This is a genomic window from Duganella margarita (assembly GCF_009857535.1).
GTDB lineage: Bacteria > Pseudomonadota > Gammaproteobacteria > Burkholderiales > Burkholderiaceae_D > Rugamonas > Rugamonas margarita.
The window spans coordinates 52,054-75,499 of the sequence record NZ_WWCS01000021.1 but is presented as its reverse complement, the minus strand read 5'-3'; the positions used below and the strand labels follow the sequence as shown (position 1 = coordinate 75,499).

The window sequence follows — 23,446 nt, the reverse complement described above, 5'->3', positions numbered from 1 at the left end:
AGGCAATAGTTTTACTGATGGGAACTTCACGGCTCGTTGCTGAGCACTTCAGCAAACTGCCAGCTCCCTGAGAGCTGGCAGCTGAAGCCTAACTATCAGGTCGGTGGATGGTTAATGATTTGCGGGTCGTGGGAGAATACCAGCTTAGGATTGTCTTTGTCTTGGAACTGAAGCGTAATGTTCAGATCGACCTTTTCGGTATTGGCGTCGCTGAAAGTCAGCAGCTTGCCACTGACACTGACACTTTCCTCGCTGAGCTGGTTGTTGATTTCAGGGCTTACAGTCATACCGGTGAAAACGATGTTATAGCCGTCAGAGTCAAAGATCTGATAATTGATCACGGTATCAACTTCCGTAATAAGTGGTGCTGCCGGCGATGTAACCACTTTATAGCCACCAGGAGCGGTTTCGTCTGGTTTGACAAACACCAGAATATTAACGAAAGATGTCGTTGCGGGATACATACTCATAAAGTGGCCTTCTTTTGTGGGTGGGTGGAAACGTAACTTAAATAGCCAGGGTCTCGGTACGACATTGCATCGAGCTGCCTTTTAACCGGATTTACTTCTTCACTTTTGTTCAAGCAAAGATGGGCTTGAACCCATGGCGCGAGGAGTTGAAAATCGGCGCTGCCATTGACTACTGGACGAAGCAAGGTGCGAACCTGTTCGCAAGGCTTGACGGCGTCAGGCAAACTCTGCATTGAACTTAGCTCAGCGCTCAGCAGCAATGAGTCAATGAGTGATTTGCGTATGGTTATATCGGCGGATGCGGTCAGGTACAGTTGATTCAACTTGTCTAAAGCAGGCTTCAATGCCACTGCAGCCGAATCAAGCTTGCCTAGTTGCGTAAGAATCGCGGCTTTCCTTTGCTGAACCACCGCAACAGTCACTTGTCGATTGATTGTTTTTGGTTCTTGTTTGCTGAGATCTGAAAATATTTTCTCCAGCTTTTCCAGGTGCACCAAAGCCTTTGTGAGATCTTGATCCTGGTTGGTGTCTAACACTCGTAATTCTGCGATGTACATCTTGCGTTGCCAGTTGCTGTTGCTCGGGTCTTTCTCAACCATACTTTGCAGTAAAGCGAATGCTCTTTCTGCGTCGAGATGGCTGCCGGCCATGTCGCCCATCGCTTGTTTTAACTCGGATTGGCGTAACTGCGCACCAGTAAGATGGTCAACCCAGGACGTATCTGTCGGATGACTCAGATGAAGCGACTGCAGGAGAACCAGCGCCCGCTCGTACAGTGATGCGGCATGCGTTAGCTGCCCGAACTGAATTTGAGCAGTCGCCTGCCAGGACAGGCTATCTGCAAGATCCGCAGCCAGCTGGTTATCTTTGGGCGTGGCCGCATATGCACGTGTCTTGAGTTCGACTGAAAGTTCGAACTCCTTCGCGGCGCTCCGAATGTCACCGCGCTGCCAGGCTAATGTTCCCAGAGTGTTGTGTGCATAAGATTGCTCTATCCAGCTGTTGACATCATTCGGCGCAACGATAGCTTGGCGGTTTGCATACGTTAAGTATTCGTTGAAATACAGCTGTGCTTTGTCCCAGTTTTTCTGGTCAAAATCAATTTGTCCCAGCCAGAACGCGTTTTCTCCAGCACTTTTTAGCAAGGAAAGATCGTTTGGTCTCGTTTGCAACTGCCGTTGCAAAATACCCCGTCCAACACTTAGCGCTGCACTGGCGCCCAGCGGATCTGAACGGGAAATCCTCACTTCTGAAATAAGCTGCAACGATCTTGCATGCTGAGCTTGGGCAACGGCGGTATCTGTAGAGCGCGACGGATCAGAAAGATATTTCAGTGCGCGATTGCTGACGCTGTCCAGCAAATCGAGTTTGCCTATGGGACGCAGCTTCTCTACAAAGTCCCCCAGCATGTATCCCATTAAATCCTCAGCTTCTGCGCTGCGCGCTTCTGCTTGAGTCTGGGCAGAGCGAGCGGCGATTCCTAGGCCGGCCGCCAATAAAGCCAGGCTGGTGACAACGATCATCACTGCCATCCGCAAGCGTTCGCCACGCCGCTCGCTTTGTAGTGAGGACTGGATGAAGCTTTGCTCTTGTGGCGTGAGGCCGAAGCTGCTGGTGGCTAGCAACTGGCGGGCCTGATTGGTCTGAGTACCAGACGGTAGCAGCATGTCGCGCTTGCGGCCGCTGTCCTGCCAGCGGTTGGCTTGCGCGCTGATGCGGCTGCGGATTTGCAGTGCCTGGCGATGTTCTTCGATCCATTCCACCACGCGCGGCCAGCGGCGTAGCAGGGCTTCGTGGGCGATGCCGAAAGTTGGCGCGCCGCCTTGCAGGTCGCTGACGAACAGGTGGGCGTCCACCAGCGCTTGCACCAGCTTGTTTTCGGCATCGTTACGCAGCGCCGACCACGGCACGCGGCGCGAGCTGACGGTCGACTCATCCTCGGCCACCAGCACCAGTTGCGACAGCACATGGGGCAGGGCGGCGATCTGGGCCGCACCCAAGGCGGAAATCACCTGCTCGGCACGGGCGCCGATCGCGCCTTCCAGACCGCCCATGGCGTGGAAAGCCGCATGCGTCAGTTCGCCATCTGGCGTACGCTGACGGTACAGCTCTTGCAGACAGTATTGCAGCAGCGGCAGGCTGTCCGGGCCGGAACGGGCGGCGTGGCACAGTACGTCGTCCAGACCCTCGCCCTTGTCGTCGACGGTGTAGCGCAGTTGCGCCACTTGCGCCGGGTGACGGACGATCTGGGCGATGTCGGCGCTGCCGGGCGGCGTCAGGTCATAGTGGCCGCCGCTCAGTTTCAGATTCATCAGCGCCGGATAGGACGCCAGGTGCGGATAGAAGTCATTGCGGCAGGCCAGCACCAGTTGCATGGTGCCCGAGCGTGCTAGCTGGTCCAGCACGTTGATGAAGACGGCGCGGTCGGCGTCGCTGATATGCGGCAACCGGAACACGGCTTCAAAGCGGTCGATAAACAGCAGCAGCTGGATTGCCGGCAGGCGTGCCTGCAATTGCTCGATTAGCCCCGGCAAATCGTTGGCCAGGCGCTGGGCGAGGGCGGCGGCGCTGGTGTTTTCAAACAGCAGCCGCTCGCCGATTTCGGCATCCAGCAGCACGCTGGCCAAAGTTTCCAGCAGGCCGGACTGGCCCATGTCGGCGCAATCGAGCTGCACGTGGCTGCTGATGGCAATGCCGGACTCGGCCGGTGCGGCGCCGGCCTTTAGCGCCGGAATCAGCCCGGCCTGCACCAGCGACGTCTTGCCGGCGCCGGACGGTCCCAGCACCAGCACCATCGCGCAGGCGGCCTGGGCTTGCGCCACCACCACTTGCACCAGCTGGTCGACGCTGAGTTTGCGGCCGAAGAAGATGGCCGCATGTTGTTCTTCAAATGCTTCCAGGCCGCGGAACGGCGAGGCGTGCAGCCAGCTGCCCTGGCTGACTTCATCGTCGTAGCTGAGTTCGGCCAGCAGGCGGTAGCCGCGCTTGCGGATGGTTTCGATGTAACGCGGTTCGGCGGCGGAATCGTCCAGCGCGCGGCGCAACTGGGTGATGATTTTATGGATGGCGTTGTCGCTCGGCGAGACGTTGCCCCAGCACGCATCCAGCAGCGTTTCGGCCGAAACGACCACATGCGGATGGCGGCATAAGTACAACAGCACATCCATCGCGCGCGGTTCCAGTTGCCGGTTTAACACACCGCAACTGAGCGTATTCGTGGCAGGATCAACCCGCCATTCGCCAAAACGGAAACTCTTGTGGTTCACAATCCAACCTTCTTTGCTCTCGAATAACGCTTTTGAAATCAATGACTTGGCGCCCGGAAGGTTTTCAGAAGGCCATTTCCTGGTAAGTTGCCTAAAGTCATTACATCTAGATATTAACATTATCTCGAAAGAAATAGTTACAGAAGTTTTAGATGCCAATGGAGAGTCCATGACTGTTTTAACCGGCGTGAAAGCCCCTTTCGAACTGACGCAATACGCGATAGCAATCAAGCAACAGGGGATCGACTTTGCCATCCGCCATTACACCCATCAGGCGGGCAAGAGCTTATCGTTGGCCGAGGCGCGCGCGCTGACCGACGCCGGTATCCAGATCGGGGCGGTGTGGGAAACGCCGGACGCGCACCTGAGCTATTTCAGCCGGGCGCAAGGGTGTGCCGACGGCGCGGCCGCCTATTTGATGGCGCAGTCGGTGATTACCCAGCCGTCCGGCTCGGCCGTGTATTTCGCGGTCAACTTCGATCCGGACACGGCCGAAATCACCGGCCCGGTCACCCGGTATTTTGAAGGCGTGAACCAGGCGTTCGACGCGGCCTCGGCGGCCGAGCGCCAATATCAGGTCGGCGTGTATGGTTCCGCCGCCTGTTGTGCGGCGATGATGGCGGGCGGGCTGGCGACACTCAGCTGGCTGGCGGACGAGGCAGTTGACTACGCCGGCTACAGCCTGAAGCAGCTGGACGGCGCGACGCTGCCGGTGGATGACGGCCAGCGCATCAGCGTGGGCATGGCGTGCAACCACGCAGAGCGTCCGGCTGGCCTGTTCCGGGTGTTATGACCATGAATATTTGCTTCACGGAGACCCCATCACGCAAGACCGTCAAGCCGTCCAAGACGGTGTTTCTTAACAATACCGGCCACGACGTGACGCTGAAATTCGTCACTGCGCCGGATCTGGTACTGGGCGCGTACACCATCAGCAACGGCGTCAGCGCCGCGATCGACCACATTCGCGTGGGCGTGACCGACTTTTATTCCTGTCACAGCCAGAATGTGGCGATTCCGGCCGAGTGCACGGCGGTGCTGACTTTGTCCAACAGCGTGCTGACGATGGCCGTGTCCGGCTAGTGCATGTCGATCACGTCGAACGGCGATTGGGTTGAGCTGAGGAAGGCCATGACGGCGCGCGCACGGGCGCCCATGTCTTCGTGGCGGGTGGCGATGATGGCGTCACGCAGGCCGGGGATGACTTCGGTGATGAGCGAGTTTTCGTCGTAGGTGGTGACTAGCAGCGCGGCCAGTTCGCTGGCACGGCCGCGATTGTTGCGCATGCGCTCTTCCAGCACCGCCAGCAGCGCGCGCTGCATGCGCGGCGTCGGATTGGTGATGTAGCCGAACACCAGCGGCGTGTTGCTGATCGCTTCGCACAGGCGGTTTTCGATCTGGTCGGGCTTGACGTCGGAGGCGATGTCGAAATAAGCGCCGTTCCAGCGTGTGCGTTCGTACGGGTGGCCGGGCGGGAAGGAGTCGGCCGTTTCGAAGCCGAGCAGGTGGCTCAGGCGGCGCAGCCATGTCATCAGAATGGGGATCATGGCGGCATTTTAGCAGGGTGAGAAAAGGTCTTCGCAACAGTGTTATCCTGTCAATAATCTGATTGTAACCCGCTACTGCAAGGAAACCGTTGACGAAGAGTTCTCTGTAACGGGGCTGGCGCCGAAATAAAGGAAATATTTATGGAAAAAGACGTTGCCCGAGAAGTGTTGGCCCTCCTCGATGTGGCGAGTGAAAAATTCAATACCTCTATCCGCGTCGTATTGAATAACTGTCCCGAAGCCGAATTTTTAAAATATCGGGAGGAAGCGGCAAAAATCATGGCAGAGATGTATATCAACCTGATGGTCCCGATTCATAAAGCCCACCCGGATCTTGAGCCAGAGCAGTTAAGGATAGCTCGGCAGCCTTCGAAAAACTGAGCGAAAGAGATAGACGGTGTTGTCAGGAGCAGGTATGGTCCATCGAGCTAAAATTAATCGACGCATATTTTTTGCATGCTCTGTGCTTGTAGCATCATTAAGCCATGCTCAGGGATCGAAGATAAGCAACACCTACCTCGATACCAGCTACCAATTTATGGCATCTGATGGTGCATCTCTTGTTCGTTCGGCCCAAAAGAAAATGCCGGGCATATTGCATACACAGCTTGACGATGAGGTCTCGACGGCTAGAAGAATAGTGATGATAAATCCAGCGCCCAATACAGCGCTTTCGGTTGCGCTTGCCAGAGCTTGGAAAAGAGACTTCATTGAAGAAGGGGTGGAGGAAAGCAGAAAAATGCTATTGGATTGCCAGCGAGAGACCTCTGTACTATTAACCGTGCCGTTTATGCGAAGCGATGGACAACAGGCTCACTGTTTTAGATTTTAATAATATCAAACAGGTGCTGTCATCGATGCTTGGAATCTGAAAAGGCCGGGACAGGCCAGGTCAAACTAGGGAGATCGAATTCGGCAGTCCCAGGCGCGGGTGGCCGCGCCTGGTGACTGTGGTAACTGTTACGCCTGGGCTTCTTCGCCCAGTTTGCCGGCGCGGAAATCGTCCACGGCGGCGTGCAGCTCGGCTTGCGTATTCATCACGAACGGGCCGTATTGCGCGATCGGCTCGTTCAGCGGCTGGCCGGCGATCAGGATGAAGCGGCTGGCCTCGCTGGCGGTGATGGTCACGCCGTCGGTGCCCTTGGTGTTGGCCAGGATCGCCATGCGACCGGTCGCCACCGCCTTGCCGTCGATCGTCACCGAACCACGGTAGGTGAAGACGAAGGCGTTATGGCCTTCCGGCAGCTGCTGCTCGAACGTGGCGCCGGCCGGCAGGTCGACGTCGATGTACAGCGGCTCGGTGACTTCGCGTTGCACCGCGCCGTCCACGCCATGGCTGCGGCCGGCAATCACCTTGACCTTGGCGCCTGCGGCCGTTTCAAACACCGGCACCTCGGCGCCGTTGAAATCGCGATACCACGGTGCGCGCATCTTGTCCTTCGCAGGCAAGTTCAGCCACAGCTGGAAGCCTTCCATCACGCCGTCTTCCTGCTCCGGCATTTCGGAGTGGATCACGCCGCGGCCGGCGGTCATCCACTGCACGCCGCCGTTGGTCAGCAGGCCTTCGTTGCCGGCGCTGTCTTTGTGGCGCATGCGGCCTTCTATCATATACGTGACGGTTTCAAAGCCGCGGTGCGGATGGCTAGGGAAACCGGCGATGTAATCGTTGGCTTTGTCGCTGCCAAAGTTGTCCAGCATCAGGAACGGGTCGAGGCGGCGCTGCAGGGTTTGAGTCAGCACACGGTTGATCTTCACGCCCGCGCCGTCCATGACGGCCTGGCCCTGGATGATGCGTTCAACACTGCGTGCGGCAGTTACGTGATGCGTTACTTGATCAGTCATGGCGTTCTCCATTGTGAATACTGTTTAGGCCAGGATGGCGTTGATTTCTGCGTCTGCCTGGGCTTGTGCTTTGGCCACAGCTTCCGGACCCATGCCCAGACCTTCGGCGAATACGTACTGCACATCGGTCAGGCCCACGAAGCTCAGGAACATTTTCAGGTGTGCCAGCTGGGTGTCGGTCGGGCCGTCGCGGTGGATGCCGCCACGCGACAGGGCGACGTAGACTTTTTTACCGGTCAGCAGGCCGACTGGGCCGGTTGGGCCGTATTTGAAGGTCACGCCGGCGCGGGCAATCGCGTCGAACCAGGTTTTCAATTGCGCGGTGATGCCGAAGTTGTAGGTCGGTGCACCGATGACGATTACGTCTGCTGCTTGTGCCTGGGCGATCAGGGCGTCGTCCAGCGCCACGCGGGCGGCCTGGTCGGCGTTGCGCTGGTCGGCCGGGGTGAACAGGGCTTGCAAGGCGACTTCGTCCAGCACGGGATGAGGCTGCGAGGCCAGATCGCGGCGGGTGACGGTTGCGCCTGGGTTGGCGGCGCTGAGTTTGGCGACCAGTGCATCAGCCAGACGGGTGGATTCGGAACCGGTGCTGCGGGCGCTGGAGTTGATTTGCAGGATGTTCATGGTGTTGCTCCTTGATGTTTGGTTGAGTGCTGCGTCGATGGAGTAACTTTAACCGTTTCAAATTCCATCCGGAAGCCGTTAAAATGGATAACATTCATCCACTGATGGAACAATCCTATGGAAATCGACCCTGGCGACTTGTTGCTGTTTGCTCGTATTGTGGAATGCGGCAGCTTCAGCCTGGCTGCGGAGCGCGTACAGCTGCCGAAATCGACGGTATCGCGCCGCATCACGCTACTGGAAGGCAAACTTGGCGAACGGCTACTCCAGCGCACCACGCGCAAGCTGGTGCTGACCGAATTCGGCGCCAGCCTGCTGGAGCACGCGCAAAAAGTGGCCGACGAGACCGAAGCGGCCGGCGCGCTGGCGCAGCACCGGCAGGTGGCGCCGAGTGGTTTGCTGCGGGTGTCGATGCCGGCCGACTTCGCCAACGTGGCGGTGGGGGCGGTGCTGGCCCAGTTTATGGACCGCTACCCGGCCATTTCGCTGGAGCTGGATTTGTCGCCGCGCCGGGTCGACCTGGTGGCGGAAGGATTTGACGTGGCTATCCGCATGGGTACGCTGCCGGATGACGCCTCGCTAGCGGCGCGCCGCATCACCTTCAGCTCGTGGGCGTTGTACGCCTCCCCGCGCTACACCAATCTGCGCGGCCTGCCGGAGCATCCCGATGACCTATACAAGCATGATCTGCTGAGTTTGCCGCCGCGCGTGAATGGCCTGATTCGCTGGAATCTGACGCGCGGCAAAGTCGAGTGGTCGCGCGACCTGCCGGTGCGGCTGCTGGCCAACTCGCCGGAACTGCTGGTGCGCATGGCCGCCACCGGCATCGGCATTGGCTCCTCAACCGAGGCAGTGGCGCGGCCGTACTTGCAGCGCGGGGAGCTGGTGCGGGTGTTGCCGGAGTGGGCGTTCCCGCAGGTGACGGGCTGGGCAGTATTTCCGGGGCGGCGGCTGATGCCGGCCAAGACCCGGGTCTTCATCGATATGTTGCAGGCGGCCTTTGACAGCGCCGCGCCAAGCGGGGTGTGATTACTTCAGCTGCGCCATCTCTTCACCCAGCTGCACCGGACCTGCCGGCTGCCACGCGGGGTTGAACTTCAGCACGTCCTTCTGGAACAGCATCACCACGGTGGAGCCGAGCAGGAAGCGGCCCAGTTCATCGCCTTTTTTCAGCACGATGTTCTGGTCGTCGTATTTCCACTCGGTCACCTGCGGCAAACGTGGCGGATTGATCACGCCGTGCCAGACGGTGGCCATGCTGCCGACGATGGTGGCGCCAACCAGCGTCATCACGAATGGGCCGTGGGCGGTGTCGAACACGCACACCACGCGCTCGTTGCGGGCGAACAGACCGGGAATGCCGCGCGCGGTGGTCGGGTTGACCGAGAACAGTTCGCCCGGCACGTAGATCATGCGGGTCAGCTTGCCGTCGAGCGGCATGTGGATGCGGTGGTAGTCGCGCGGGCTCAGATACAGATTGGCGAAGCTGCCGTGCTGGAACTGCGCAGCCAGTTGGGCGTCGCCGCCGACCAGCGCGGTGGTGCTGAACTTGTGGCCCTTGGCCTGGAAAATCTGGTCGTCCTCGATATCGCCAAACTGGCTGATGCGGCCATCTACCGGGCACACGTAGGCTGCCTCGGCCAGTGGGCGGGCGTCCGGGCGCAGCGCGCGGGTGAAGAACTCGTTGAACGTCTTGTAGCTGGCGATATCTGGATTGGCCGCTTCGCTCATGTTGACGTTGTATTTGCCGACAAACCAGCGGATCAGACGGGTTGTGTACGCGCCACCCTTCGCCCCGGCGACGCGGCCGGCGAAATTAGTCAGCGCTCCCTTGGGAAGCAGGTATTGCGGCAAAACGGCTAAACGGGACACGGTGGCAGATCCATAACAATAACGATCGCGCATTATAGCGCCCTGGTTGGCGGGCTGACCCCTGAGTTATCTTTTTCCGCATGGCTGTTTATGAAATTTCGCTAAACAGGGCGTTCTATTGCTAAATACTGAACATTTTTATTGAATCAAGGCATAATTTCGATACCTTTAAACTTGCTCGATGCGCATTATGCCTACCCGTTTGACCCAGATCGCCGCCGGTGTATTTACCCTGTGCATCGCCTCCGCCCATGCCGACGAGGAGCAGCCCAAGCAGGAGGAGATGCAGAAGGTGGAGGTCAAGGGCTCCGCCGCTAAATATGATGCGCGGCGCGATGATACCGCTAGCAAGACCGTGGTCAACGCCGAGGAAATCCAGAAGTACGGCGATACCTCGGTCAACGATGTGCTCAAGCGCCTGCCCGGCATTACCATCGGCGGCGCGGCCGGGCGCAGCGGTGGCGAAATCCGCATGCGCGGCCTGGGCGCCGGCTACACGCAAATCCTGATCAACGGCGAACGCGCTCCCGCCGGTTTTGCCATCGACAGCCTGGCGCCGGATGTGATTGAACGGATTGAGGTGATGCGCGCCGCCAGCGCCGAGTTCAGCACACAGTCGATCGCCGGCACCATCAATATTGTGCTGAAGAAGGCGCTCAAGCCGGCCCAGCACGAAGTCAAGTTCACCGAGGCCAAGAGCAGCCACTCCAGCTCGCCCGCGATCAGCTTGCAAATGTCGGACAAGAAGGATTCCACCTCGTACTCCTTTGGCGGCAATGCCTGGCGCTTTATGTATGACCGCACCACGCCGACGCTGGAAACCGGCAATGACGCCAACGGTGTCCCGAACGTATCGCGCGCCTCCACCTGGCAGGACGCCGGCCACGGCGACGGTTTCAATCTGTCGCCGCGCATCAACTGGAACCTGGCTGGCGGCGATACGCTGACTTCGCAGTCGTTCCTGAACTGGGGGCGCTTCGCCAGCACCAGCCACAGCCGCACCGAAACGGCCTTCGGCGCCGGCCCCGATTACGACCGCATCGACAGCAGCTTCAGCACGCACAACGTCTTCGGCCGCACCGACCTTAACTGGGTGCACAAGCTGGCGGAGGGCGCCAAGCTGGACCTGAAAGCCGCCGTCAGCGACACCCGCAACACTTCCGATTCGCTGCAAATCGGCGGCAATGGCATCGGCCCGGTGACGCTGATCCGCAACGTCCATTCGGGCAGTTCGGAGCAGGGTTTCAGCACGCAGGGCAAGTATTCGACGCCGTTCACGTTCAGCAAGCCGGCCGAGGGCGAGCCGGACGCGGTCGAGCACGCGCTGTCGCTGGGCTGGGACGCCGGCGTCACCCAGCGCGACGACACCCGCATCCAGCGCGACGCCGATTTGCCGGGCGCCACGCCGATCAACAGCGACGAAGGCTTTACCGCCAAGGTCACGCGGCTGGCGCTGTTCGGCCAGGATGAGTGGAATATCACGCCGCTGTGGTCGATCTATACCGGCGTCCGCTGGGAGGGCCTGGACACCCGCGCCGACGGCGGCAGCATCGACCCGGTGCAGAACCGCTCCAGCGTGCTGAGCCCGCTGATGCAGACGCTGATCAAGCTGCCGAACAAGAAGGACCAGTTGCGCCTGGCGCTGACCCGCACCTACAAGGCGCCCAGCACCGCCGCGCTGATTCCGCGCAAGTTCACCTCCACCAACAACAGCCCGACCGAGCCCGACCGCCGCGGCAATCCCGACCTCAAGCCGGAACTGGCGACGGGCCTGGACGCGTCGTTCGAACATTACTGGGGCGAAGGCGGCCTGCTGAGCGCCAGTGCCTCGGTGCGTCGCATCGAGAATTACACCCACCAGGGCTTGTTCTACCAGGACCAGCGCTGGGTGTCGAACGCCATCAACGACGGCCGCGCCGAAACCCGCGGCATCGAACTGGAAGCCAAATTCCCGGTCAGCGCGCTGATGGAGCACGCGCCCAAGCTGGACTTGCGTGCCAGCGTCAGCCGCAACTGGTCGCGGGTGGAGGTAGTGCCGGGGCCGGACAACCGTCTCGACCAGCAAGTGCCGCTCAGCGCTACGCTGGGGGTCGACTACAAGACGCCGGATGGCCAGCTCAGCACGGGCAGCAGTTTCAGCTTCCGCAACGGCGGCCTGGCGCGGCTGAGCGGCACGCAGGGCGGCTACACCTCGGTACGGCGCGACCTCGATGTGTATGCGCTGTGGAAACTCGATCCGCAAAACAATCTGCGCGTGGCCGTCTCCAATCTGCTGGGGCAGGACTACACCACCGAAAGCCTCTACAGCGACAGCAACGGCAGCCTCAACCGCACCACGGTGGCCAACGGCGAGACCACGCTGCGTGTGACGGTCGAAACCCGCTTCTGAGGTGCTATGATTCCCCGGTGAATCTATTCGCCGTGGAATGCACTCGTGAAGATACCCAAGAGTACGCTTGAGCAGTGGCAGGTCCTGCAGGCCATCGTGGAATGCGGCGGCTACGCGCAGGCGGCGGAGGCCTTACACCGCAGTCAGTCCTCGGTCAGCTATATGGTGGCCAAGCTGCAGGAGCAGCTGGGCGTGGAATTGCTGGAAATCGACGGCCGTCGCGCGCGCCTGACCCGCAACGGCGAAGCGCTCCTCAACAAAGCCCGCGAACTGCTGGGCGACGCATTCCAACTGGAACAACTCGCCGGCAGCCTGGCCGATGGATGGGAACCGCAAGTCAGCATCGCGGTCGATAGCCTGTTTCCGGTCGAACTGCTGGTTAAGGTGCTGCGTGAGTTTGAGCCTTGGGCGCGGCATACGGTCGTCAATCTGGAAGAGACGGTGCTGTCCGGTTCAGAAGACGCGCTGGTGGAGAAACGCGTCGATCTGGCCATCGTCAGCCGCATCCCTTCCGGCTTCCTCGGCGATGCGCTGATGGACATCGAATTTGTCGCGGTCGCCCATCCCTGCCATGCTTTGCATGCACTGGGACGCGAACTGGAACTCGATGATTTGAGCCGCAATCTGCAAATCGTGGTGCGCGATTCCGGGACATTGAATCCGCGCGATCATGGCTGGCTAAACGCCAATCAGCGCTGGAGTGTTACCAGTCCCCACACGCGGATGGAAATGATTTGTAATGGCATCGGCTTTGGCTGGCTGGCCGAGCATAAGATCAAACAGCAACTGGAGCAGGGCTTGCTGAAGCCTTTGCCATTACGCGTTGGCCAGCGGCGTAAATTGTCCTTATCGCTGGTGGTGGCGAATCCTGAATTAGCCGGTCCCGGCACCTGCCGGCTTGCCAATTTAATCCGCAAAGTGGTGGCGGACGGGATACAGTTGCGGCCACTGTGTGAATGACACGACATTTATATTCCCCAAACAGTTGTGGAAAATATCCTTTTTTATAGCTATATTGGTATTTGTTAGGATATATCTGGAGTATCTCAGCAAAGTTATGGTAAATTGCGCCTATCAAATCTCACACATTGTCACTTGTGGTTTTTAAAACTGCCCCATCGATAAACAAGGAAATAAGATGACGACTTACCAGGAATACAAAGCCAAGATCGCTGAACTGGAAAATCTGGCTGAGACCGCCCGCAAGGACGAAATTACCAAGGCTAAAGAGCAAATCGCCACCATCATGCGCGATTATGGCCTGACCATTGCCGACCTGGGCGCTACCGCCAAGGCCAAGGTCTCGAAGCCGCGCGCTCCTGTGCCAACCAAGTACCGTGACGACGCGACCGGCCAGACCTGGACCGGCCGTGGCCGCGCGCCAAAATGGCTGGAAGGCAAGAAAAAAGAAGATTATCTGATTAAGTAATTCCTCAGCAAAGGCTGGTAGTCGGGGTTTATATCGCATAAACCCTGTACCAGCTTTTTTCTTTTTCGGGCGCACTCCATGAAGCGTAGCCGTCTCACCGTCTTATTCTCCGTCTTAATAGCGCTATTCTCGCCTGCCGCCCAAGCGGCGGATACCTTGTTAACACCCGCGCGGGTGTGGACGGGTGACGGAGCGCCGCACGCCAACTGGGCTGTGCTTATCACCGATAGCAAGATTGCAGCAGTCGGGTCAATAGAAACAATCAAAATACCGGCTGGCGCCGAGCGTATCAACTTGCCAGACACCACGCTGATCCCGGGTTTAATGGATTTGCACTCGCATGTGCTACTGCATCCATATAACGAAACCTCGTGGGATGACCAGGTTTTAAAGGAATCGGTCGAATACCGTACTTTGTTGGCCAGTCGCCACGCCGCCGCCACATTACAAGCCGGATTCACCACCTTGCGCGATCTCGGCACCGAAGGCGCGCTGTATGCCGATGTCGCCATTAAAAAAGCGATTAATGATGGTGTGATTCCCGGTCCGCGCTTATTCATCGCCACCCGGGCGATTGTCGCCAGCGGCAGTTACGGACCGTCGCCGCGCAGCTATCGCGATGATGTCGACTTGCCCAAAGGCGCGCAGGAAGCCAGTGGCGTGGATGAAGTCGTCAAGGCGGTGCGCGAGCAGGGCGCGCGCGGCGCCGACTGGATCAAGGTCTACGCCGACTACCGCACCGGCGCCGACGGCAGCTCCCACGCCACCTTTACCCAGGCCGAGCTGAACGCGCTGGTGCAAACCGCGCATGAATCCGGCCGCAAGGTGGCAGCCCACGCCAGCACCGACGAAGGTATGCGCCGCGCCGCGCTGGCTGGCGTCGACACCATCGAGCACGGCTACGGCGGCAGCGCCGCCACTTTCAAGCTGATGGCCGAGCGCCACGTCGCGTATTTCCCCACGCTGACCGCGCCGGAAGCCACCAGCGAATACTTCCAGAAATACCAGCGCGGCGGTCCGCCGACACCATCGATGCAGGCGGCCGCGCGCGCCTTTGCGCTGGCGCGCCAGCAGGGCGTTACCATCGGCAACGGCAGCGATGTGGGGGTGTTTGCCCACGGCGACAACGCGCGTGAGATCGAATGGCTGGTGCGGCTGGGCATGACGCCGGTCGAGGCCCTGCGCGCCGCCACCGTGGTCAACGCGGCGGTGCTGGACCAGTCCGCCACATTGGGCCGGATCAGTGCCGGCTACCTGGCCGATCTGGTGGCGGTGGAGGGCGATCCTACCCAGGATGTCGGCGCGCTGCGCAAGGTGCGTTTTGTCATGAAAGGCGGAATGATTTTCCGTCGGCAATGAGCCGAGCCCGGCCATTTCATGAGATGATTGCGAAATGCCATCTATCCCATTGTTTCCGCTGAAGACGATCCTGTTTCCTGATGGGCACTTGCCCTTGCAGGTGTTTGAAGTGCGTTATCTGGACCTGGTCAAGCGCTGCATCGCCAAGGGCGAGGAGTTCGGCGTGGTCTCGCTGCTCGACGGTAGCGAAGTGCGCTTGCCGGAGCAGCACGAAACGCTGTCCGCCTGCGGCACCATGGCGCGCATTCTCGACTGGGCGGCGCCGCTGCCGGGACTGTTACAGATCTCCTGCATCGGCACCACGCGCTTCCAGGTCAAATCCGCCGAGCAGCTGAAGCACGGCTTGTGGATGGCCGAGGTGGAGGAGGTGGCCGAGGACATGGTGGTGCCGATTCCAAGCGAACAACAGGACGTGGCCAATGCGCTGGGCGCCCTGATCCGTTCGCTACAAAAAAAACAGATTTCCACTGCGAATATGTCGCTGGCGCCGCCGTACCGGCTGGACGAAGCCGGCTGGGTTGCCAACCGCTGGTGCGAACTGCTGCGGCTGGACCTGGAAGAAAAGCAGCGCCTGCTGCTGCAGGAAAATCCGGTGCTGCGGCTGGAACTGGTGCAGGACGTGCTGAGCGAGAACGGCCTGCTCGATAACTGATCAGCCGGCGTGCGCCTCGCTGGCGTCGTCCAGCGCATGGATGCGTACCGACCACATCACGCCCGCGATCAATAGCACCATGGCCGCAATCTCCAGCCCACGCGGCCACTGCTGCTTGTAGATAAACCCGTACAGCAGCGCGAACAGCGTTTCAAACAGAATCAACTGGCCGGACAGGGTCAGCGGCACCTTGCGGCTGGCGATATTCCACAGATGGTTGCCAATGGCCGATGCCCCCAGTGCAATCACCGCGCTGACGATCCAGAACAGTCCCCAGTCACGCCCGCTGGCCGCCGCGCCGGCGCCGGTCACGTCGCCATGGAAGAATACCAGGCCCACCAGCGCAATCGCCAGCGCGATCAAGCCGCTGGACACGCCGTACAACGCCGACCATTCGCCGCTGCTGAAATGTGGATTGCGCTTCAGGTAGCGGGCGTTGTCGACCGAGTACCAGGTCCAGCACGCGAGCGCGACCGCCGCGCACAGCAGGCCCAGCAGCTTGCTGCTCAGCGGCAGGCCAGTGCCGACATCATGCGTGAAGACGTCGATATTGATACAGGCGATGCCAGCCGCGACCAGCAGCAGCGGCCAGATTAGCTGCCTGAGCGGCACCGCACCGTGGTCCTTGTGCCCCACCAGCGTGACCGAGATCGGCAGCACGCCGATGATCAGCGACGTCGCTGCCACGCCGGCCAGCTTGACGCCCAGCGCGAGCAGCATGTAGTAGACGATGTTGCCGGCCAGCGCGTGCTTGATCATGGCCACGATGTCGCTGCGGTCCAGCCGGCGCAGCAGCTTCGGCAGCCGCGTCGACATCACGGCGGCGGCGATCAGCCCGTAGCAGATGTAGCGTCCGCAAGCCATTTCCAGCGGCGTGAAGGCGCGCAGGAATTCCGGCGCCACGAACACCATGCCCCACATGGCGCCGGCCAGCAGACCACACAACACGCCTTGCAGCATCGTCGGATTCCTTAGTTGAGAGTGCAGAGCCAGCCCACGGCGGCGACGTTCAGCACCACGCTGCACCAATAAGCGATCTGGAACGAAGTCTGGATGGTCTTATGCCCCAGCCAGCGTTGCGCCAGCAGACCACCGGGCCAGCCGCAGGCCAGTCCCAGCAACAGCAGCGTGCGTTCGGGAATGCGGCGGCGCTGGCCGATGGCCGCCGATTTGTCGATGGCGTAGGCGATGAAACAGGCCACGCTGGCGGCGCCATACAACGACGCCAGCCACAGCCAGTTCAGCGCCGGCGCGTTCAGAAGTAGCTCAGGCCGAGCGCGGCCTTGACTTCATCGGCGGTTTTGGCCGCCACTTCGCGGGCCTGCATAGTGCCTTCCTTCAGCAGTTGCATAATGTAGCCCTTGTCTTTTTCCAGCTCTTCGCGGCGGGCGCGGATCGGCGCCAGCAGTTCCTGCAGCACCACTTCCAGTCGTTTCTTGACGATGGAATCGCCCAGGCCGCCGCGCACGTAGTGGGCTTTCATTTCTTCCAGCTTGTCTTTTTCCGGATCGAAGGCGTCCAGGTAGATGAAGGCGACGTTGCCTTCCAGGTGGCCCGGATCTTCCACCCGCAGGTGCAGCGGGTCGGTGTAGACCTTTTTGACGGCGGCGGTGATCTCGGCGGCGGTGGCGCCCAGGTTGATGGTGTTGCCCAGCGATTTGCTCATCTTGGCCTTGCCGTCGATGCCCGGCAGGCGGCCGATGTCCGGCACCAGCGCCTTGCACTCGACCAGGATGTCTTTATTCACGATGCGGTTGAAGCGGCGCACGATTTCGTTGGTCTGTTCGATCATCGGAATCTGGTCTTCGCCAACCGGCACCAGCGTGGCCTTGAAGGCCGAGATGTCGGCGGCTTGCGAGGCGGGGTAGGTCAGGAAGCCGGCCGGAATATCGCGCTCGAAGCCGCGCAGGGCGATTTCGGTCTTGACGGTCGGGTTGCGCTCCAGGCGCGCCACGGTGACCATGTTCAGATAATAGAAGGTCAGTTCGGCCAGTTCCGGGATCTGCGACTGGATCAGGATGGTCGACTTGGCCGGGTCGATGCCGACCGCCAGGTAGTCCAGCGCCACCTCGACCACGTTGCGGTGCACCTTGTTGGTGTCGTCCATATTGTCGGTCAACGCTTGCGAGTCGGCCAGCATGATGAATTGCTTGAATTGGTGCTGGTATTCCACGCGGTTGCGCAGGCTGCCGACGAAGTGGCCCAGGTGCAGCGGACCGGTCGGGCGGTCGCCGGTCAGGATGATTTGCGGACCCTTGGGTGCGGTGGCGACCGCAGAGACTTCGGCGGCGTCGGTTTGTGGCAGTTCAGGCAGACTCATCAGGGTTCCTTTACGTTGCCCCGGTCTGGTGAGCGGATACAAAAACGCCACCAGACTAGGGCGGCGTTGATAAAAATATCACATCACTATGGTTGTACAGTGGCCGCGCTCGCTAGGAGCGGCGCCAATACGTGCGGGTGTGAGGCGGGGCATAAAAAATCATGGCCGTATGGTTGCAGTTTGGTGGCGGTCTGTCAAGTTCGGAACTCTTTTGTGCAGAAGGCGGTCTAAACCGAAAAAGGAGAACACATGTCGAATAATTTCAATATGGTGGCGTTCATGGATACTTTGGTGGAAGGCGGTTTCTCGCAGCAGCAGGCGAAAGCCTTGGCGGTGGCGCTTTTTCAGCTGATTGAAAGCCATCTGGTGACCAAGGAGTATCTGGATTTGCGCTTGTCCGAGCTGCAGACTGGTTTGCGGGCGGAATTCCGCGAAGGACTGTCTTCCTTGAAAGCGGAGCTGATACAGTGGTTGTGCGGGATACTCATTGTTCAGACCGGCGCCACGGCCGTGCTATTCAAATTTCTCCACTAGCTGCATCGTCGTTGTCCGGCTCCGGCGTGCGTTCCAGGATGTCGCCTGGCTGGCAGTCCAGCCGTTCGCAGATTTTCTCCAGCGTGGAAAAACGAATGCCTTTGACTTTGCCGGATTTAAGCAGCGACAGGTTTTGCTCGGTAATCCCCACATACGCCGCCAGCTCGCGCGACTTGACCTTGCGCTTGGCCAGCATCAGATCCAGATTGATTACGATGGCCATCAGATGAACGCCTCGTTCTCCGCCGCCAGCCGGCTGCCTTCCTGCATCAGCCGCGTGACCAGATAAAACAGTGCGCACACCAGCAGCAGAATAATCTGTTCCGACCGCACGCCCACCGACACATGCCGGTCGCCGCCCCCCATCAGCCAGAACGCCAGCGTCCGCACCGGTGGTTCTGCAATCGTCAGCAGCGTCGACGCCAGCGTGGCGCCGGCAAACGCGCGCAGGTGGCCGACCGATTGCGCCGTGAACAAATCCTGGCGGCGGAAGTTCAGCAGCAGCCGGTCCAGCCGCCACAAGCCATAGCCCATTACCAGCAGCGGCACGGCGGCCAACGCCGCACCGAGCCACCGCTGCGACGGCGACAGCGCCAGCTTGGCCGCCGTGCCGACGCCTTCCGCTGTGATCTCGATGGTCATGCTGCCGATCGCCGGCGCAAACCTTGTCCACGCGAAGACAAAAAACGCCGCCTGCACGGCAACGCACAGCCACAGGAAAATGCGGATCAGTGAGATTTTCATAAATTTATCGTTTTACAGTAAGTTTTTGTTGTTGTATATTGAATTGTACATTCAAAAACAGGAGCGGGAAATGAGGCAAGCATGGCTGGCGGTAAGCGTGTTGATGTTGTCCGGATGTGCGATGCAGGTCGGGGAGCGAAATGTCCTGCGCGCTGACAAGCCCGGCGATGCACCGCCGTCGCACACCCTCGACAGCACCAGCGCGCCCGCCTGGCAGCTCGCCGAACTTGCGCTGCCGGTCGCGGACGCGGAACTGCACGGCGTCTCGGCCACCCGTGCCGGCAACGCGCTGACGGTGCTGTACTTCGGCGGCAACAGCTTCCATCTCGACCAGCACGGCGCGGAAGTGCTGGGCGCGATTGCGCCCTGCGGCGCCGACGTTACCATCTTTGACTATCGCGGCTACGGCCGCAGCAAGGGCGTGCCGACCATCGCCATGCTGAAGAGCGACGCACTGCGGATCTTCGACGACGTCAACGCGCGCCGTCCCGGCCAGGTGGTGCTGCACGGGCAGTCGCTCGGCAGCTTCGTCGCGGCTTACGTGGCGCAGCAGCGTCCCGCCGCGCGCGGTCTGATACTCGAATCGACCACCACCAACGCGCGCGACTGGGGCAATGCCATGCTGCCATGGTATGTGTGGCCGTTCGTGCGACTGGAGATCAGCCCGGAATTGCAGGATATTGACAACGTGGCGGCGGCATCGGGCTACGCCGGGCCGGCGCTGGTGCTGGAAGGGGCGGCGGACCACACCACGCCGCCGCGCCTGGCGAAGCAGGTCTACGCGGCGCTGCCGTCATCCTCCAAACGGCTGCTGCTGGTACCGGGCGCCGGCCATAACGATGTGCTGACCAATGCGATGGTGCAGCCGGCCTATTGCGAATTCATTGGCGGGCTGGCAGTACATTAACGCGGACGCACGCTGTCGGACAACAGGTCCGTGCGGAAGTAGCGCCGGTAGCCGTCCATCACCTGATTGGATTTGCCGGCCGTCTCCAGCGCCTCGCGCAGGATGGCCAGGTCTTCCGGCTTGAGCGCGTTGGAGATGTAGGCGCCGCTCTGGCTCCACGGCAGTTCCGGGATAGCCTCCATTTTCAGCCGTTCCTGCAGGCCGTGCACGCGCTGCTCGCGGCGAATCGCTCCCGCCATCAGCGTCGGCCCCATGATGGTGACGTCGGCCGAACCGGCATGCAGCAGGCGCGCCACCGCAATCACGTCGACTTCCACGAACAGGCGGCCCTGTTTTTGCAGCTCGGTGAGCAGCGTCGAATACCTCTCACCATAATCAAAGCCGCGCACCACGGCCACGCGCAATTCGCGGCGCGCCAGCAGATCCGGTAGATCGGCGATCGGCGCGCGCCCGCTATTCACCGAAATCAGCATCGGACGGTGATTGATCATCGGGATGAAGGTGCCCATCTGGTCGCGATCCTGCGTGCGCGACGCTGGCGCCAGCAGGTCTGCCGTACCGTTCTTGAACATCGCCACCTGGCGCGCGCGCGGCACCACGGTGAACACAAAACTGCAGCCGATCTTCGGCCCGATGCCACGCAGCAGATCCGGATAAATGCCTTTCACCTGCGTGCCGTCGACGATGACGCTGGCGCCGTTGGCCGATACCGGCACCGAAATCTCGCGCGAACAGCCGGCGGCGCCGGCGCTGTGCGAGGCAAATGCAAAACTGGCGATGCAGGCCGCGATCAAGCAGCGCAACGTCATGCTTCGTCCTCCTCGTGCTTGCCGAAGTAGCGCTGAGCCACCAGCACCGCCATCGCCTGCATGGCGGCGCACAGGTAAAAGGTGCTGCCGACGCGCCAGTCGCCGGCCGGCAGGTGGCTGACTTCACCCAGGATCGCGGAGCCCAGCAGCGGCATGACGATCACGCCCACGCTGCTGATCGATTGCAGCGATCCCATTAACTCGCCTTGCTCGTCGGCCGGCGTGTGCTTGGAGATGATGCTCTGCAGAGCCGGGCCAATCGCAAACGACAGCACATTACAGACGATCAGCACATACATCATCCAGCCCTGCGTGGCCAGGCCATACAGCAGATAGGTGAGGGTGCCCGAGACCATGCCTAGCTGCGCCAGCCGCACCTCGCCGAAGCGCTTGATCAGCAGGCCAAGCAGGCCGGCCTGCACCACCGCCGCCGTCAGGCCGACGCAGAACAGGGCCGCGCCGTTCTGGCCGGGCGTCCAGTTGAAGCGGAAGGTGGTGTACAGCACCCAGGTGGTTTGCAGCATCATCGCCGCCAGCGTCACCAGCGTGTAGGTGACCACCAGGCCGCGGATGTCGGTGCGGCGCGCCAGCTTGGCCAGCGCCGCCAGCGGATTGATCTTGGATAGCTTGAACGGCGCGCGGCGCGACGCCGGCAGCGATTCCGGCACCATCAGATAGCCGTAGACCAGATTGGCGGCCGACAGCGCGCCGGCCACATAGAACGGCAGATGCAGGTCGACCGTGCCCAGTAGCCCGCCCAGCATCGGCCCGCAAATAAAGCCCAGGCCGAACGCCGCACCGATCTTGCCGAAGCTCTTGGCGCGGTTGTCCGGTGTCGAAATATCCGATGCATAGGCCGACGCCACCGACATGCTGGCCGACGACATGCCGCCGATCACGCGGCCGATAAACAGGCAGGCCAGGTTGGGCGCCCAGGCCGTGGTCAGGAAGTTGATGCTCATGCCGGCCATGGAATACAGCAGCACCGGGCGGCGGCCGACACGGTCGCTGATCGCGCCCAGCATCGGCATGAACAGGAACTGCATCAGGCCGAACACCGCGCTCATCACGCCATACCAGTAGGCCTGGTTGTCGCGCGTGCCGGTGAATTCGCCGACCAGCACCGGCAGCACCGGCACGATCAGGCCGATGCCCAGCATATCGATGAAGACGCAGATCAGGACAAAATTCAGGTTGCCCGGCGGCTTGCCCGGTACCGGCAGCGGCGCCGCTGCCGAGGTGTCAGTGGTGGTCATGTAGGGAAGGTGGCGAGGGTCGGTTACGGCGCGGCCGGGCTGGCGGCCCATTCGGCGATAAAGCTGTCACGGAAGGCGATCAATTCATGCAGCCGGTTGTCGGCCAGGCGGCGGCCGGCGGCGGTCTGCATGGTGCCGGGCAGGGTGGCCAGCTTGGTGTCGATATGGTCCAGCGCGTACGCCTTGTCATTGAGGTCGCGGTGCAGCGCCATCGGATCGTCCGGATGCGCCAGCGCCGAATCCATGCGGCCGGCGGTGTAGAACAGCCGCGCCAGGCCGACCGCGCCGAGCGCATCCAGCCGGTCGGCGTCCTGCACGATTTTGGCTTCGATGGTCTCGGCGCGGATGCCGGCGGAAAAACTGTGGCTCTCGATGGCGTGAGCCACGCCGGCCAGTCTGTTCGGCGGGAAATCCAGTTCGGCCAGCTGGCGGCTGGCCAGCAGCGCGGCCTTGCGCGACGCCAAATGGCGCTCGGGATGGTTCTTCGGCAGGTTGACCAGGTCATGCAGGTAACAGCCGGCCAGCACCACCAGTGCGTCGGCCTCGGGATAATCGTTCAGCAGCAGGCTGGCGTTGCGCCAGACGCGGTGCAGATGGTTGGTGTCATGAGCGCCATCCATGCCCTGTGCCGCAGTGGCCAGGGCCACCAGGCGCGGGTGCCAACCAGTAAGCAAGCTATTCATCGGTCTCCCGGATTGATTCGTCGATTTTGTGTAAATGATACAGCCTTGGCGCACCTTGTGCAGGAGAAAACCGTAGCCGAATTATCAATCTGAGAATTGCAATAAGTTTATTTTGTTGCTGCTATGCATTTATTTGGTGCTATTGATCTTGACTTGCGGTAACATTACGCATAGTCACTATCGCAGAGAAGGAAAACCTATGTCTAACGTAAGCGAATTGCACGCGACGTCCTCGAGCGCCGGCGAGTACCTGGCCTTTACCCTCGGCCAGGAAGAGTACGGCATTGATATTCAAAAAGTAAGCGAGATCCGCAGCTACGAAACGCCCACCCGCATCGCCAACGCGCCGGGCTTCGTCAAGGGCGTAGTCAATCTGCGCGGCATCATCGTGCCGATCGTCGATATGCGCATCAAATTCAATCTGGGCACCCCGACCTATGACCAGTTCACCGTGGTCATCATCCTCAATATCGGCCACCGCGTGGTCGGCATGGTGGTGGATCGCGTGTCGGACGTGACCACGCTGCTGCCTGAGCAGATCAAACCGGCGCCGGAAATCGGCTCGGCGCTGAATACCGACCACATTGTCGGCCTCGGCACCATTGAAGACCGCATGCTGATCCTGGTCGACATCGACAAGCTGATGTCCAGCGCCGATATGGGCCTGATCGAAAGCACCGCGCTGGCCGCATAAGTCAGCCTTTATCACGCCGGGCACGGTCCCGATGCTGATTCCGTAGTTT

The 23,446-nt window shown here is 60.7% G+C and carries 27 protein-coding genes; 13 read left to right on the top strand and 14 right to left on the bottom strand.

The window, feature by feature from the left end; genetic code table 11:
* Positions 1-95 precede the first annotated feature (95 nt).
* Together GTP55_RS24545 and GTP55_RS24540 are read right to left on the bottom strand one after the other, a co-directional pair.
* Complete coding sequence (locus GTP55_RS24545; protein ID WP_110848168.1) at positions 96-470, bottom strand: DP-EP family protein; 375 nt, start codon at positions 468-470, stop codon at positions 96-98.
* Positions 467-3,907 (bottom strand): nSTAND1 domain-containing NTPase, encoded by a 3,441-nt coding sequence (locus GTP55_RS24540; RefSeq protein ID WP_229258150.1) that lies wholly within the window; start codon positions 3,905-3,907, stop codon positions 467-469. Before GTP55_RS24540 ends, GTP55_RS24545 begins: the two co-directional genes overlap by 4 nt.
* On the opposite strand from GTP55_RS24540, the gene GTP55_RS24535 reads away from it, so the two are divergent.
* Entirely contained in the window at positions 3,906-4,529 is a 624-nt protein-coding gene (locus GTP55_RS24535; protein WP_161047420.1) for a glycoside hydrolase domain-containing protein, read from the top strand. The genes GTP55_RS24540 and GTP55_RS24535 overlap by 2 nt on opposite strands.
* A 2-nt stretch (positions 4,530-4,531) precedes the next feature.
* Positions 4,532-4,819: a hypothetical protein gene (locus GTP55_RS24530; protein WP_161047419.1), complete on the top strand. Its 288-nt coding sequence runs from the start codon at positions 4,532-4,534 to the stop codon at positions 4,817-4,819.
* On the opposite strand, the gene GTP55_RS24525 is transcribed toward GTP55_RS24530, so the two are convergent.
* Positions 4,816-5,283 (bottom strand): hypothetical protein, encoded by a 468-nt coding sequence (locus GTP55_RS24525; RefSeq protein ID WP_161047418.1) that lies wholly within the window; start codon positions 5,281-5,283, stop codon positions 4,816-4,818. The genes GTP55_RS24530 and GTP55_RS24525 overlap by 4 nt on opposite strands.
* A gap of 141 nt (positions 5,284-5,424) precedes the next feature.
* On the opposite strand from GTP55_RS24525, the gene GTP55_RS24520 reads away from it, so the two are divergent.
* A complete protein-coding gene (locus tag GTP55_RS24520; protein ID WP_161047417.1) occupies positions 5,425-5,664 on the top strand; it encodes a hypothetical protein in 240 nt (79 codons plus the stop codon).
* A gap of 34 nt (positions 5,665-5,698) precedes the next feature.
* A complete protein-coding gene (locus tag GTP55_RS24515; protein ID WP_161047416.1) occupies positions 5,699-6,115 on the top strand; it encodes a hypothetical protein in 417 nt (138 codons plus the stop codon).
* A gap of 128 nt (positions 6,116-6,243) precedes the next feature.
* Here GTP55_RS24515 and GTP55_RS24510 read toward each other — a convergent pair whose 3' ends face one another.
* Positions 6,244-7,125: a pirin family protein gene (locus tag GTP55_RS24510; protein ID WP_161047415.1), complete on the bottom strand. Its 882-nt coding sequence runs from the start codon at positions 7,123-7,125 to the stop codon at positions 6,244-6,246.
* 24 nt (positions 7,126-7,149) lie between these two features.
* Positions 7,150-7,749 carry an FMN-dependent NADH-azoreductase gene (locus GTP55_RS24505; RefSeq protein WP_161047414.1) on the bottom strand — a complete coding sequence of 200 codons (600 nt, stop codon included), beginning with the start codon at positions 7,747-7,749 and terminating at the stop codon, positions 7,150-7,152.
* Positions 7,750-7,866: 117 nt separating this feature from the next.
* Between GTP55_RS24505 and GTP55_RS24500 the strand changes: the two genes are divergently transcribed.
* Positions 7,867-8,778: a LysR family transcriptional regulator gene (locus GTP55_RS24500; RefSeq protein WP_161047413.1), complete on the top strand. Its 912-nt coding sequence runs from the start codon at positions 7,867-7,869 to the stop codon at positions 8,776-8,778.
* Here GTP55_RS24500 and asd read toward each other — a convergent pair whose 3' ends face one another.
* Positions 8,779-9,654 (bottom strand): archaetidylserine decarboxylase, encoded by an 876-nt coding sequence (asd, locus tag GTP55_RS24495; protein ID WP_161047412.1) that lies wholly within the window; start codon positions 9,652-9,654, stop codon positions 8,779-8,781. It abuts the gene before it with no gap.
* A gap of 157 nt (positions 9,655-9,811) precedes the next feature.
* Between asd and GTP55_RS24490 the strand changes: the two genes are divergently transcribed.
* The 5 genes from GTP55_RS24490 to GTP55_RS24470 all read left to right on the top strand — a co-directional run bounded on the left by GTP55_RS24490 (position 9,812) and on the right by GTP55_RS24470 (position 15,450).
* Positions 9,812-12,010 carry a TonB-dependent receptor plug domain-containing protein gene (locus tag GTP55_RS24490; protein WP_229258149.1) on the top strand — a complete coding sequence of 733 codons (2,199 nt, stop codon included), beginning with the start codon at positions 9,812-9,814 and terminating at the stop codon, positions 12,008-12,010.
* A gap of 45 nt (positions 12,011-12,055) precedes the next feature.
* Entirely contained in the window at positions 12,056-12,970 is a 915-nt protein-coding gene (locus GTP55_RS24485; RefSeq protein ID WP_161047410.1) for a LysR family transcriptional regulator, read from the top strand.
* A gap of 178 nt (positions 12,971-13,148) precedes the next feature.
* Positions 13,149-13,439, top strand: a complete 291-nt coding sequence (locus tag GTP55_RS24480; RefSeq protein WP_110848159.1) for an H-NS histone family protein — start codon at positions 13,149-13,151, stop codon at positions 13,437-13,439.
* Between the two features lie 78 nt (positions 13,440-13,517).
* Positions 13,518-14,798, top strand: coding sequence for a metal-dependent hydrolase family protein (locus GTP55_RS24475; RefSeq protein WP_161047409.1), 1,281 nt, complete (start codon positions 13,518-13,520; stop codon positions 14,796-14,798).
* Between the two features lie 34 nt (positions 14,799-14,832).
* Entirely contained in the window at positions 14,833-15,450 is a 618-nt protein-coding gene (locus tag GTP55_RS24470; protein WP_110848157.1) for an LON peptidase substrate-binding domain-containing protein, read from the top strand.
* Here the strand turns inward: GTP55_RS24470 and GTP55_RS24465 are convergent, their stop codons facing one another.
* From GTP55_RS24465 to trpS, 3 genes are read right to left on the bottom strand one after another with little or no spacing between them, the layout of a single operon-like run.
* The gene (locus GTP55_RS24465) at positions 15,451-16,410 is read right to left on the bottom strand and encodes a DMT family transporter (protein WP_161047408.1); all 960 of its coding nucleotides are present in this window, start codon (positions 16,408-16,410) and stop codon (positions 15,451-15,453) included.
* An 11-nt stretch (positions 16,411-16,421) separates the two neighbouring features.
* Entirely contained in the window at positions 16,422-16,652 is a 231-nt protein-coding gene (locus tag GTP55_RS24460; protein WP_371868431.1) for a DUF1294 domain-containing protein, read from the bottom strand.
* A 53-nt stretch (positions 16,653-16,705) separates the two neighbouring features.
* The gene (trpS, locus tag GTP55_RS24455) at positions 16,706-17,770 is read right to left on the bottom strand and encodes a tryptophan--tRNA ligase (protein ID WP_229258147.1); all 1,065 of its coding nucleotides are present in this window, start codon (positions 17,768-17,770) and stop codon (positions 16,706-16,708) included.
* Between the two features lie 249 nt (positions 17,771-18,019).
* Between trpS and GTP55_RS24450 the strand changes: the two genes are divergently transcribed.
* Positions 18,020-18,304 carry a CCDC90 family protein gene (locus tag GTP55_RS24450; protein ID WP_161047407.1) on the top strand — a complete coding sequence of 95 codons (285 nt, stop codon included), beginning with the start codon at positions 18,020-18,022 and terminating at the stop codon, positions 18,302-18,304.
* Here the strand turns inward: GTP55_RS24450 and GTP55_RS24445 are convergent.
* A complete protein-coding gene (locus tag GTP55_RS24445) occupies positions 18,288-18,527 on the bottom strand; it encodes a helix-turn-helix domain-containing protein (RefSeq protein ID WP_161047406.1) in 240 nt (79 codons plus the stop codon). The genes GTP55_RS24450 and GTP55_RS24445 overlap by 17 nt on opposite strands.
* Complete coding sequence (locus GTP55_RS24440) at positions 18,527-19,048, bottom strand: DUF2975 domain-containing protein (RefSeq protein ID WP_161047405.1); 522 nt, start codon at positions 19,046-19,048, stop codon at positions 18,527-18,529. The genes GTP55_RS24445 and GTP55_RS24440 overlap by 1 nt, the downstream gene beginning before the upstream one ends.
* 70 nt (positions 19,049-19,118) lie before the next feature.
* On the opposite strand from GTP55_RS24440, the gene GTP55_RS24435 reads away from it, so the two are divergent.
* Positions 19,119-19,955, top strand: coding sequence for an alpha/beta hydrolase (locus GTP55_RS24435; RefSeq protein WP_161047404.1), 837 nt, complete (start codon positions 19,119-19,121; stop codon positions 19,953-19,955).
* Here GTP55_RS24435 and GTP55_RS24430 read toward each other — a convergent pair.
* The 3 genes from GTP55_RS24430 to GTP55_RS24420 are packed head-to-tail and all read right to left on the bottom strand — an operon-like array spanning position 19,952 to position 22,703.
* Positions 19,952-20,764: a substrate-binding periplasmic protein gene (locus GTP55_RS24430; protein ID WP_161047403.1), complete on the bottom strand. Its 813-nt coding sequence runs from the start codon at positions 20,762-20,764 to the stop codon at positions 19,952-19,954. The two genes, GTP55_RS24435 and GTP55_RS24430, sit on opposite strands and share 4 nt — an antisense overlap.
* Positions 20,761-22,020 carry a TCR/Tet family MFS transporter gene (locus GTP55_RS24425; RefSeq protein WP_161047402.1) on the bottom strand — a complete coding sequence of 420 codons (1,260 nt, stop codon included), beginning with the start codon at positions 22,018-22,020 and terminating at the stop codon, positions 20,761-20,763. The genes GTP55_RS24430 and GTP55_RS24425 overlap by 4 nt, the downstream gene beginning before the upstream one ends.
* 23 nt (positions 22,021-22,043) lie before the next feature.
* The gene (locus tag GTP55_RS24420; RefSeq protein ID WP_161047401.1) at positions 22,044-22,703 is read right to left on the bottom strand and encodes an HD domain-containing protein; all 660 of its coding nucleotides are present in this window, start codon (positions 22,701-22,703) and stop codon (positions 22,044-22,046) included.
* A 199-nt stretch (positions 22,704-22,902) separates the two neighbouring features.
* Between GTP55_RS24420 and GTP55_RS24415 the strand changes: the two genes are divergently transcribed.
* Positions 22,903-23,397, top strand: a complete 495-nt coding sequence (locus GTP55_RS24415) for a chemotaxis protein CheW (RefSeq protein ID WP_161047400.1) — start codon at positions 22,903-22,905, stop codon at positions 23,395-23,397.
* Positions 23,398-23,446: the final 49 nt, after the last annotated feature.

Excerpts from the sequence above, each read along its gene's own strand:
- GTP55_RS24545 (WP_110848168.1), bottom strand. The coding sequence starts at position 470 with ATGAGTATGTATCCCGCAACGACATCTTTCGTTAATATTCTGGTGTTT.
- GTP55_RS24535 (WP_161047420.1), top strand. The coding sequence starts at position 3,906 with ATGACTGTTTTAACCGGCGTGAAAGCCCCTTTCGAACTGACGCAATAC.
- GTP55_RS24540 (WP_229258150.1), bottom strand. The coding sequence starts at position 3,907 with ATGGACTCTCCATTGGCATCTAAAACTTCTGTAACTATTTCTTTCGAG.
- GTP55_RS24530 (WP_161047419.1), top strand. The coding sequence starts at position 4,532 with ATGAATATTTGCTTCACGGAGACCCCATCACGCAAGACCGTCAAGCCG.
- GTP55_RS24525 (WP_161047418.1), bottom strand. The coding sequence starts at position 5,283 with ATGATCCCCATTCTGATGACATGGCTGCGCCGCCTGAGCCACCTGCTC.
- GTP55_RS24520 (WP_161047417.1), top strand. The coding sequence starts at position 5,425 with ATGGAAAAAGACGTTGCCCGAGAAGTGTTGGCCCTCCTCGATGTGGCG.
- GTP55_RS24515 (WP_161047416.1), top strand. The coding sequence starts at position 5,699 with ATGGTCCATCGAGCTAAAATTAATCGACGCATATTTTTTGCATGCTCT.
- GTP55_RS24510 (WP_161047415.1), bottom strand. The coding sequence starts at position 7,125 with ATGACTGATCAAGTAACGCATCACGTAACTGCCGCACGCAGTGTTGAA.
- GTP55_RS24505 (WP_161047414.1), bottom strand. The coding sequence starts at position 7,749 with ATGAACATCCTGCAAATCAACTCCAGCGCCCGCAGCACCGGTTCCGAA.
- GTP55_RS24500 (WP_161047413.1), top strand. The coding sequence starts at position 7,867 with ATGGAAATCGACCCTGGCGACTTGTTGCTGTTTGCTCGTATTGTGGAA.
- asd (WP_161047412.1), bottom strand. The coding sequence starts at position 9,654 with ATGCGCGATCGTTATTGTTATGGATCTGCCACCGTGTCCCGTTTAGCC.
- GTP55_RS24490 (WP_229258149.1), top strand. The coding sequence starts at position 9,812 with ATGCCTACCCGTTTGACCCAGATCGCCGCCGGTGTATTTACCCTGTGC.
- GTP55_RS24480 (WP_110848159.1), top strand. The coding sequence starts at position 13,149 with ATGACGACTTACCAGGAATACAAAGCCAAGATCGCTGAACTGGAAAAT.
- GTP55_RS24475 (WP_161047409.1), top strand. The coding sequence starts at position 13,518 with ATGAAGCGTAGCCGTCTCACCGTCTTATTCTCCGTCTTAATAGCGCTA.
- GTP55_RS24470 (WP_110848157.1), top strand. The coding sequence starts at position 14,833 with ATGCCATCTATCCCATTGTTTCCGCTGAAGACGATCCTGTTTCCTGAT.
- GTP55_RS24465 (WP_161047408.1), bottom strand. The coding sequence starts at position 16,410 with ATGCTGCAAGGCGTGTTGTGTGGTCTGCTGGCCGGCGCCATGTGGGGC.
- trpS (WP_229258147.1), bottom strand. The coding sequence starts at position 17,770 with ATGAGTCTGCCTGAACTGCCACAAACCGACGCCGCCGAAGTCTCTGCG.
- GTP55_RS24450 (WP_161047407.1), top strand. The coding sequence starts at position 18,020 with ATGTCGAATAATTTCAATATGGTGGCGTTCATGGATACTTTGGTGGAA.
- GTP55_RS24445 (WP_161047406.1), bottom strand. The coding sequence starts at position 18,527 with ATGGCCATCGTAATCAATCTGGATCTGATGCTGGCCAAGCGCAAGGTC.
- GTP55_RS24440 (WP_161047405.1), bottom strand. The coding sequence starts at position 19,048 with ATGAAAATCTCACTGATCCGCATTTTCCTGTGGCTGTGCGTTGCCGTG.
- GTP55_RS24435 (WP_161047404.1), top strand. The coding sequence starts at position 19,119 with ATGAGGCAAGCATGGCTGGCGGTAAGCGTGTTGATGTTGTCCGGATGT.
- GTP55_RS24430 (WP_161047403.1), bottom strand. The coding sequence starts at position 20,764 with ATGACGTTGCGCTGCTTGATCGCGGCCTGCATCGCCAGTTTTGCATTT.
- GTP55_RS24425 (WP_161047402.1), bottom strand. The coding sequence starts at position 22,020 with ATGACCACCACTGACACCTCGGCAGCGGCGCCGCTGCCGGTACCGGGC.
- GTP55_RS24420 (WP_161047401.1), bottom strand. The coding sequence starts at position 22,703 with ATGAATAGCTTGCTTACTGGTTGGCACCCGCGCCTGGTGGCCCTGGCC.
- GTP55_RS24415 (WP_161047400.1), top strand. The coding sequence starts at position 22,903 with ATGTCTAACGTAAGCGAATTGCACGCGACGTCCTCGAGCGCCGGCGAG.